The sequence below is a fragment of the Shewanella aestuarii genome (assembly GCF_011765625.1).
In the GTDB taxonomy this organism is placed as follows: domain Bacteria; phylum Pseudomonadota; class Gammaproteobacteria; order Enterobacterales; family Shewanellaceae; genus Shewanella; species Shewanella aestuarii_A.
Map to the genome: position 1 here is coordinate 3,437,091 of NZ_CP050313.1, position 9,293 is coordinate 3,446,383.

Genomic DNA, 9,293 nt, shown 5'->3' on the forward strand with positions numbered 1-9,293 from the left:
GCGCAAAACACCATTAAGCGTAATTTAATTACACTAATGTTAGATTAAGATCGTTATAAATGTTGCCACCATTGAGGAATTAATGCACAGCAGCGGTTATTCAACAGGTAGGAAAAACAAATATTCTTGCGTTGTTTTTGTCGTGGTTGTTAACCTCTTTTTGCATGTTCTGTTAGGATTAGTCTATTAAATATCGAGATAATAGATGACATTGATATGACAACAAAAAAGATTACTACCAAACAGAATAGCTTATCTAGTCAGTTTACTTTTTTACTCGCTGGCACCTCAGTTAATATCGATATCACCACTCCTGCAGGCGAGTTGGGTAGATTCAAAACCACTTTTATTGGTTATTTGCCTCAGCAATATCTGTTCATTCAATATCCCAACTCAGATAAAATTGGTAAGTTTGGCCAATTTTTTGTTAAAGGAACGGCTGTTACTGTGCGTGGTTTAATTGAAGGCCATGAAGCCTCAGTGATTGCTTTTCAAACCACGATAAAACATACCCTAAGTATCCCGGTAAAAATGTTAGTGCTGGACTTTCCTCAAACCATGGTTATCCATAAACTCCGTTCAGCCAAAAGAGTATTAACCGAACTACCCTGCACTATAAAATTTGAAGACCAAGAACTGGCTGCCACTATGACAGATGTGTCTTTGTCAGGTTGTCATATCAACATTATTGATGGTGGGATAGGCTTGTTAGAAACATCATCAATAGTGACGATCACCATGAATGCCGACGAGAATAATAAAAACACTTTATTAAGCGTGACCTGTAAAATCTGTAATCTAAAACCCTATTTTAGAGGAGTAGAATTTGGTGGTGAGTTTGACTCAAATCAAACCTCAACCATAGAGTCCATTATTCATATGGCTTTATTGTCAGAAAGGTAATCTGATAAGTGCTGTTCTAATCCATATGGGCCACATAATAAGCCCTCTCAAATAAACATCTTTCAAACACCGCCAAAACAAACCTTCAGCTTTGCTTGGTTAACCTCTTACCACCTTTATATACAGAGATATGATTTCTTAGTTTTTCCCATGAAAATTTTAGCGCAAAACCGCATCGATTAAGCAACCTGCTTGTGTGCACTAACTTGTTGTTCAAGCTCTAAAACCAAAGGTGGCGGCAATTGTAAGCGCGCGGCAAGCATCGCTAAATAAGCCTTTTCTGCTGTGGTATCAATATCGATAGCAAGTAGCGAAGCAATATATATCTCGGCAGCCACTTCTGGACTGCTAGCACTATTTACTATGCTGTCCATATCTACTGGATGCCCCATCTCTTGCACGAGTAGGTTTTGGCTTTCACTATCGAGTCCCAATGTTTCAATCCTTTGAAAAATCGCTTGGCTCTCCTGTGCATCTAATCGCCCATCGGATCTTGCTGCTGCGATCATTGCACGCACCAATACTAATCCTAGTTCATCAGTTGCTACAGTGTCGTTTTTACTGGGTAAAAAGGCAGAGCCTTCAGGTGGTAAGGATAGCTCGTTAGGGTTAACGTCCTGATGTTGAGGTGTGGCTGAAGTTTGATTGTCGCTATAGCGTTTATATGCGGTATAAGCAAGCGCACCAACTGCGGCAACACCCCCGACTTTTAATGCATTAGCTCCTATTTTTTTTACCGTTTTACCTTTAACCATGTTGCTGGCCATACCGCCAGCAAGACCACCGATAAACCCCGTTGCAGCACCACTACTTAAAATTGAGCCTAACAGTTTATTCACATTAACCATAATTTTGAGCTCCAATAAGATTACAAATTAACTTACACAGCATCAAAAATACTATATGAAAAAGTAACCAAATAGGTTCAAACATGAATAACAGTTAATTGCACTATGATGAGTATTTTTAATAAGCTTCATTTTGGTTAGTCAATAAGGTTGAATCGCGCAATAAACGCTGACAAAGTTTGACAAAATCTGACGATGTCACAATACCTAGCACCTTGTTTTGGTCATCCACTACCGGTAAACACCCCAGTTTATTGTCGATAAAGTATTGCACCACAATGGTTAACGGCTCATCTAGGGTTAATTTATCCACATGAGTTTCCATGATACCCGCAATAGGGGTATGGCGCTCTTTTCTATCTAATGCCCCTTGGCCGTATTTATTCAATATACTCATCACGCTGGCAATCATCTTTTTATGGGTCAGTAATCCGACAAGTTGACCTGTCACTTCAGATATAACGGGCAAATGGCGCACATTTCGGCTTTGCATTAACTGATGTGCATCTTTAAGACTGGCTTCATCACTAATACAGACGGGGTTTGGGGTCATGATATCGCATACGTTCATCGCATTAATCCTTTGCTGATTGGTAGCCCATGTGGATTTTTTACTGGCTTTTTAGCAATTAAAACGCTTTTTCGAGAAATTTAACCGCAAAAGAGCAACAAAATTATAGTTAAATATTAGTCAATAAATCCTTATCTGAATAGCTAAGGGCTAATAATTTAACCCAACAAAAAAACGCTATAAATCGTATAATTAAACTCCATCCACAAATTAAATTTAAGTGGCACGATTAAAGTGCAACCATATTTTGTGCCTAAGCATGCAATAGCATACCCATAAAAACAGAGTGTCATTCATTGCTAAACTTTGTAAAGTAAGTACAAAGCTATTAGACCTAAAAGCGTCACCATTGGGGATATACATGACCGCGGTCCACCCTAAATTAATTAAAAGCGCAATTAATCAAACCCCGATGGCAATGCTTGGTATGCTGGTTGTTTCTATTGCGTTTATTGTTATTTTTAGCCGATATATCCCATTAACCGTATTAGCGATTTGGTTTGGCTGCCAATTACTGTTAGCAGCCCTGCGAATTTCAAATGCTTTATTGTTCAAAAAATGTTTAACCGCTGAAGATGAAAAAGGATTAGTCAGCAATGAATGGTTTTTTATCTTACTAAATGTCTATCAAGCCGCTACATGGACAGCCTCATCAATTTTACTCATCATTTACGCCCCCCAACCTTTCGAGTTAGTCAGTTTTGTTGTCACAATTGGTATTATCACCGCAGCAACACTCACCATGTCATCGCTTTTTCGAGTGTACTTAGTGTTCATTTTGGGCATGATGATCCCGCAAATTGCCATCATGTTTTATTATGGTGAACATCAACATATTGCCATGGTTATATTTTCTGTTATTTACATCCCGGCGACTCTTTTATTGTCAAAGTCGATTCTTAATAGCCAACTATCCAACATTAAAGCCCATGAAGAGCTCGAGCGCACAGCGCAAGCATTCAGAAAACAATCCTTCACTGATAATTTGACCAATTTATATAACAGACGCTATTTTTTCGAAAATGCCGTAAACATTCTGTTGATGGCGAATAGAGAAAACCAGCCGGTTGCGTTACTCATGCTTGATATAGACCATTTTAAAAAAATTAATGACACCTACGGTCATCAAGCTGGCGATCAAGCTTTAATCAGTGTCTCGCAAAACATACAGGCATTAATGCGTAAAAGTGACATTTTGGCCCGAGTGGGCGGTGAGGAGTTTGCCATCTTGCTCCCCAATACATCACTTGATGGCGCAAAATTAATAGCAGAAAAAATACGCTTAAATATCGCAAATCAGCCTATAGTAATGGATGACATTCGCATTGATATGCAACTGAGTATTGGCGTGGCAGAATTAAATGATGACAACCCAACCATGGAAAAACTGTATATGCGGGCAGACAAGCACTTGTACCTCGCTAAACAAAATGGCAGAAATCAGTGTTACCCTTCAATATAAATAGCGGTTTTGCTACTCCAGGTTAAACCCACGCGCAATAAAAACGGCTTTCAATCTGAAAGCCGTTTTGTCTCAATGTTATCCCAAATGAAACGGATAACTCATTACACTATTACTTAACTAAACAGTTAAACTCACCACTGTAATCAAAGTCAAAATGATAAATGGTAAAACCTGGTGTGTTATTTTTATCACCTTCCTCATTAACTGTTGAAAGCCCAGTAATTTGATTTGAGGCACAACGTGAAGCTTCTTCAAGTTTTGCAGAAGCAAAAGACACGCTATTGGTGTTAGGTGCAATCAGCTCAAATACTTTAGCATTCGGGAAGGCAAGTTTAGTATCGCCATCTTGCTCAGCTAAACGATCCGCTAAGTAATATTGCACTAAGTTACGGTTAGTAAACGCACCTTCTTCTTTAACTATTTCAGCTTTATCCACGCCTGGCATATCTTTGTTTGAGGCACGGTAGTTATTAGTAATAACGTAAATTTCAGCATCATCGGCAATGGCTTCACCATCAAAGGTTAGCTCAACTAATTGCTGGTTGTCCGTTTCAACAAAGTCCTTACCATTAATGTCGGTGAATTTTGACTCATTCTCAAGGTTGATAACATAGCGTAAGCGACCTTCACCTTGCGCATTAAAGCCACCAAAGAATGCATCAAAGTTATAACCTGGGAAGGTTTCAACCAAGAAAGTTTCACCCTCTGCTAATGGTAAACTGTTATACGCATTTGAATTAACCCACTCGATCCAGCGCTTCATATCTGCACCGGTCATTTTCAATACCGCAGGGGTATTATTGTCAAACACATAAATATCAGCAATCGATGCGTTGGTTAACTCACCTTCTTGGATGTTTGTGTAATCCGCAGGGCCATTACGACCAGATTTAAATGGCGCAGACACAGATAAGAACAAGGCATCATCAGCGGCATTGGCAAACTCACCACTTTGTTTCCACTTTAATAACTGATGCAATTGCGCCTGGTTAACCACCTGAATGGATAAATCTGGTACGACTTGCGGGAAGAAACTGTTCATGTTCACATCAATTTCAGCAATGGTTTCAGCCATATACTCAACAGTACCTTGATGTTCATCAGCCACTAAATCTTCAATGATTTCATCGGATGAATTAGGAACTAAGCTACGTAACTCAGTGGTTGAATACTGATGTGCAGCCTGCCAAGACTCACCACCATCTTTTGATTCTAGCTGTAAGTCAATCACCCCAAGCTTAGCGCCCCAAAAACCAGGCATAACCGCAGGAACCCCATTAATTAAGCCTAATGCTGGGTCAACATTGGCAATATGGCCATACTCACCGGTGCTATTTGGGAATTCGCGATGATCATGTCCAAACATAATGGCGTCAACACCCGCGACATAACCTAAATGCAGTGCTGCATTTTCAGCAAATTCATCATTGTTATCATTTAAGCCCGTGTGTGGAATAGCCACAATCACATCTGCTCCGGCTTCTTTCATTAGCGGCACATAATGTTCAGCGGTTTTCTTAATATCAGAAACCAGCACATTACACACTAAATGCGACGCATCCCACCCCATAATTTGTGGCGGTGTAAAACCAATAACACCCACTTTTACTGTGTAAGATTTGCCATTTTCAGCAACAAACTCGCGATCTAGAATCACGTATGGGTCATACATGTGCTCAGCTTTATCGTAAAAGTCTTCGGTAATGCGCACTTCACACTCTTCGGCGTTGGCGCTGACTTTTTCTAATTCAGTATCGTTCTTCCATACGTTGGCACTCACGTAAGGAAAATTTGAACCTTTAAGCGCTTCATCTAAGTAATCAAGGCCATAGTTAAACTCATGATTACCTAGGTTAGCTGCATCATACTGAAGGTGGTTCATGGCTTTATAAACAGGGTGTTTTTCATCTTTTAGGTGATCAACACCAAGTGCTGCCATGTAGTCGCCCATCGGACTACCTTGAATTAAGTCACCGTTATCAAACAACATGCTATTGGTTAATTCGTCACGCGTATTTTGAATGACTAAAGAAGTACGCGCTAACCCCCACTCTGGCAGGTTAGTTTCATTTTGCTCTTGGCTGACAAAGTAGTTATATGGCATCACATTGGTGTGAATGTCAGTGGTTTCCATTAAACGTAACTTCATGCTGATAGTTTTGTTATCAGATTTATCATCAGATGAGTTGTTACAACCAGTCAAAATCATGGCAATACTGCTTGCCAATAGTAGCTTTGTCGCAGTTAACTTCATATTTACTCCAAAGAGATCATTTACTTTGTGCTATTAAGTATTTAAACCAGGTACTCAATAACTAGAAATAGTGTTTATGAGTAAGTTCACTCACTAATCGCCGTGCAAAATAAATAAAACCTCAAAGCAAGTAAAGGTTAACAAAAAGACAAACAATCCTTATTTAACAATAATTTAAAGCTTTTATCCTGGGATAATAAGTGCGTTATGTAATAAAATTAAATGGCAATAAATTGTAAACAACAACGTCATTTACAACTGTTTCAAAATGGGATGATTCACTACCAAAACAGTGACAACAAAACTTAAAAAATTGCATTAAAAATAATAACCTTAGCCAAGTACAACCCAAGCTATAATCGCACTCTCTAATTTAAGTTATTACTCTAAAGAACACCTTGGTTGATACACTTTATTTTCTGTCGTATTGAAAGTGATTTATTTTGATCAAAGCACGCTTAATTTCTGCTCATTTACTTTAAAAACTAAAATAAAAATAAATACATGCACTCTTTTAGCAAAAACACAAACTCGCCAAAACATCCAAACCATCTCGCAACAATAGGTATTAGCAAGTAAGCCATTCACACCACAATTTGACAACAAGCTAGCTATGCTCACTCTTCGCCTAAAAACCAAGCGGCTGATACTGAAGGCTAATCTTCAAATAAACTCAGTCGTCATTCTGGCAAGCCGATAACGACACTGAATATTTGTTGCAAGTTTGTTGAATTCAGATTGCTTAGTCATTGACGGCCAAATACAATGAGCCAGCGCTAAATATCGACACTTATTACTCAAAATAAAATTATTGATGTTGCCGTTGACCCATCAACCCAAAATGAGCAAGCATTTTATCTCACAACACAACAGGGTAATGACAGCTTTTGGAATGACAATAACCGCTACTTATTAGAAAAACATAATGCCGCTGGACATACCATTTGGCGTAGCCCACGTTTGATTGGCGAACCAAGTAAACACAGCTTAAAAGTGCGCTTAACTTCTGAGGGACAAACCCAAATGATGTTAGCGACCAGTCGAGCAATGTACGTGATTCATTAATCGGTTCATTGTCAGTTAAATTAAAAAGCCTGCATTTCGCAGGCTTTTTAATACTGAACAAGCAAAGTATCTTCACGCCCTGATTTTACATGACCTGTAGCACTAAGTGGCCCGATTTTATTCCATTCAAAACTCAATAACGCCTCACATCGATTCAAGACATAATACTATTAGCTCACCCGAATTAGCGCTTGGCGACACAACTTAAATATTCTCAACATAACTAAAAATATTAAGTTTTCACTTACTTAGTGTTTAAATTAAAACCATTTGTGCTATAAAAGATAGAAAGCTGTTACTCAACAGACAATAAAATGTTGATCAATGATTCACCTAGCGCTCTATTTATGATTCTGCGGTCACTTTATTGGTTTGAACGGTTAGGTATATTGATACCTAACAACTTGCAGATATTAACTTTACAGGCTTAATAAGGTATCAAATGAAAACTGCGCAGATACATCTCAATAGATGAATTTGCAATAAACAGAATAATAAAAATAAGGAAGTTTATATGAGGCTCATCCAACTCTTAACACTACTAACATTCACTCTTATTTTTTCGCCATCTGCATTGTCTGATATCTCTAAAAATGAAGACCAACAGGTTCTATCATCTTGCATGTCGCTAAACAAAGATTCACCAGCCACTTCAACTAAACTCTGCGCTTTCTATATTCATGGTTTTCTTGCAGGCACATTCAACAACACTCAACAGTTTGAGCTGAGAAAAGGTTCAGAAGGGTTTGCCGACCGAGCTTACCGCACTCGAGTAGGTACTCTGACATCAAAAATAGTACAGACTGAATTATGTATACCAGCAAATGTTACCCGTGATCAGCTGCTAAAAAAAATTGTAGATAGAACGATTAACGAACTGTCACCCTCGACTGATTCTTTGCAAGGGCTACACAGCCAAATTTATGAAGCATTAACTAAAGAGTCGTCATGCGAACCAAATAACTAACGGGTTAATCCCCCTAAAAGTAACAACCAATGACAGACTAGGTTTAAGCTCTTAACTAGAAGAAGTATGAATCAATATGACACAAGAAAATAAAAGCAGCGTTGTTCCAAACCACAGGCTGGTACTGTTTTTAACACTGGCTTTATTTTGGTGGATTAACTCAAATTACAGTAACCCTCTTTTATTGTCATTGGGTGCAGGGTCAATCATGCTGGTGCTTTATATTGCCCAAAAAATGGATGTTATCGACCAAGAAACTCATCCCATTCGCCTTAACACCAGCATGATAAATTATGCATTTTGGTTAGTTAAACAGGTGATTTTGTCGAATATCAGTGTGGTAAAACATATTTGGATGGGTAACAAAAGTATCACCCCCGTACTAACCACTATAAACACCCAACAATGTTCAGATATTAATAAAGTCATCTACGCCAACTCCATCACCCTAACACCTGGAACTGTGGCGATAGACTTAATTGACAATCAACTCACAGTTCATGCTTTGGATCACTCTGATATCGACATACTTAAAGCAGGGGAAATGGATCGTCGGGTAAAGGAGCTTGAAAAATAATGTTAGCTGCTGCCACTATCGCCATTCTAGTTGTAATGTTACTTGCAATCATACGCTGCGTCGTTGGTCCCACACTTTACGATCGAATATTAGCCTTCAACTTTTTTGGCACTAAAGCCATTCTATTGATTTCCGTTTTAGGCTTTTTAATGGGGCGCCCAGAGTTTCTTGACATTGCCCTTGTCTATGCCCTCATTAACTTTATTAGTGTCATCGGAATTTTGCGTTATTCAGATTCTGCTGAGTTCAAAGTCAGCCCTTATGACGACCATGCAAGCAAGGATAGTAAAGAATGAACTTATTACTCGAAATTAGCAGTGGTATCTGCCTGTTAATTGGTAGCTTTTTATGCTTTTCTGGTGGAATTGGCATTATACGTTTTCCAGACTTCTACACCCGCATGCATGCCGCAAGTGTTACTGACACCTTAGGTGCTGGCTTAATACTCATTGGATTAATGCTTCAAAGCCCTAGCGGTATGGTGTTAATTAAGCTGATATTAATTTTAGCTTGCACGCTATTCATCAACCCATCTGCCAGTCATGCATTAGCAAAAGCTGCGCTACATAATGGCCTAATACCAAAAGAAGCTAAGCGCGCAACTGAGGGAGGGAACAAGCCATCGAAGCTTTAGTTGATATCA

Annotated in this window: 9 protein-coding genes; 6 read left to right on the forward strand and 3 right to left on the reverse strand. The window is 38.8% G+C overall.

The window, feature by feature from the left end; genetic code table 11:
- Positions 1–216: 216 nt before the first annotated feature.
- The gene (locus HBH39_RS15010) at positions 217–903 is read left to right on the forward strand and encodes a flagellar brake domain-containing protein (protein ID WP_167679488.1); all 687 of its coding nucleotides are present in this window, start codon (positions 217–219) and stop codon (positions 901–903) included.
- A gap of 179 nt (positions 904–1,082) precedes the next feature.
- On the opposite strand, the gene HBH39_RS15015 is transcribed toward HBH39_RS15010, so the two are convergent.
- Both HBH39_RS15015 and HBH39_RS15020 read right to left on the reverse strand, forming a co-directional pair.
- Positions 1,083–1,751: a tellurite resistance TerB family protein gene (locus HBH39_RS15015; protein WP_167679489.1), complete on the reverse strand. Its 669-nt coding sequence runs from the start codon at positions 1,749–1,751 to the stop codon at positions 1,083–1,085.
- Between the two features lie 118 nt (positions 1,752–1,869).
- Complete coding sequence (locus HBH39_RS15020; protein WP_167679490.1) at positions 1,870–2,322, reverse strand: CBS domain-containing protein; 453 nt, start codon at positions 2,320–2,322, stop codon at positions 1,870–1,872.
- A gap of 361 nt (positions 2,323–2,683) precedes the next feature.
- Here HBH39_RS15020 and HBH39_RS15025 point away from each other — a divergent pair, with 361 nt between their 5' ends.
- Positions 2,684–3,784 carry a GGDEF domain-containing protein gene (locus HBH39_RS15025; protein ID WP_167679491.1) on the forward strand — a complete coding sequence of 367 codons (1,101 nt, stop codon included), beginning with the start codon at positions 2,684–2,686 and terminating at the stop codon, positions 3,782–3,784.
- Positions 3,785–3,896: 112 nt separating this feature from the next.
- Here the strand turns inward: HBH39_RS15025 and HBH39_RS15030 are convergent, their stop codons facing one another.
- A complete protein-coding gene (locus HBH39_RS15030) occupies positions 3,897–6,041 on the reverse strand; it encodes a bifunctional 2',3'-cyclic-nucleotide 2'-phosphodiesterase/3'-nucleotidase (RefSeq protein ID WP_167679492.1) in 2,145 nt (714 codons plus the stop codon).
- Between the two features lie 1,579 nt (positions 6,042–7,620).
- Here HBH39_RS15030 and HBH39_RS15035 point away from each other — a divergent pair.
- From HBH39_RS15035 to mnhG, 4 genes are all read left to right on the forward strand, one after another.
- On the forward strand, positions 7,621–8,073 hold the full coding sequence (locus HBH39_RS15035) for a hypothetical protein (RefSeq protein ID WP_167679493.1): 453 nt from the start codon (positions 7,621–7,623) through the stop codon (positions 8,071–8,073).
- A 76-nt stretch (positions 8,074–8,149) separates the two neighbouring features.
- Complete coding sequence (locus HBH39_RS15040) at positions 8,150–8,650, forward strand: Na+/H+ antiporter subunit E (RefSeq protein ID WP_167679494.1); 501 nt, start codon at positions 8,150–8,152, stop codon at positions 8,648–8,650.
- Positions 8,650–8,946 (forward strand): monovalent cation/H+ antiporter complex subunit F, encoded by a 297-nt coding sequence (locus HBH39_RS15045; protein WP_167679495.1) that lies wholly within the window; start codon positions 8,650–8,652, stop codon positions 8,944–8,946. Before HBH39_RS15040 ends, HBH39_RS15045 begins: the two co-directional genes overlap by 1 nt.
- On the forward strand, positions 8,943–9,284 hold the full coding sequence (gene mnhG / locus HBH39_RS15050) for a monovalent cation/H(+) antiporter subunit G (protein ID WP_167679496.1): 342 nt from the start codon (positions 8,943–8,945) through the stop codon (positions 9,282–9,284). Before HBH39_RS15045 ends, mnhG begins: the two co-directional genes overlap by 4 nt.
- Positions 9,285–9,293 lie beyond the last annotated feature (9 nt).

What these genes read in the sequence shown, in the direction of transcription:
- HBH39_RS15030 (WP_167679492.1), bottom strand. Translation starts at nt 6,041, where the DNA reads ATGAAGTTAACTGCGACAAAGCTACTATTGGCAAGCAGTATTGCCATG.
- HBH39_RS15010 (WP_167679488.1), top strand. Translation starts at nt 217, where the DNA reads ATGACAACAAAAAAGATTACTACCAAACAGAATAGCTTATCTAGTCAG.
- HBH39_RS15015 (WP_167679489.1), bottom strand. Translation starts at nt 1,751, where the DNA reads ATGGTTAATGTGAATAAACTGTTAGGCTCAATTTTAAGTAGTGGTGCT.
- HBH39_RS15040 (WP_167679494.1), top strand. Translation starts at nt 8,150, where the DNA reads ATGACACAAGAAAATAAAAGCAGCGTTGTTCCAAACCACAGGCTGGTA.
- HBH39_RS15045 (WP_167679495.1), top strand. Translation starts at nt 8,650, where the DNA reads ATGTTAGCTGCTGCCACTATCGCCATTCTAGTTGTAATGTTACTTGCA.
- HBH39_RS15020 (WP_167679490.1), bottom strand. Translation starts at nt 2,322, where the DNA reads ATGAACGTATGCGATATCATGACCCCAAACCCCGTCTGTATTAGTGAT.
- HBH39_RS15035 (WP_167679493.1), top strand. Translation starts at nt 7,621, where the DNA reads ATGAGGCTCATCCAACTCTTAACACTACTAACATTCACTCTTATTTTT.
- HBH39_RS15025 (WP_167679491.1), top strand. Translation starts at nt 2,684, where the DNA reads ATGACCGCGGTCCACCCTAAATTAATTAAAAGCGCAATTAATCAAACC.
- mnhG (WP_167679496.1), top strand. Translation starts at nt 8,943, where the DNA reads ATGAACTTATTACTCGAAATTAGCAGTGGTATCTGCCTGTTAATTGGT.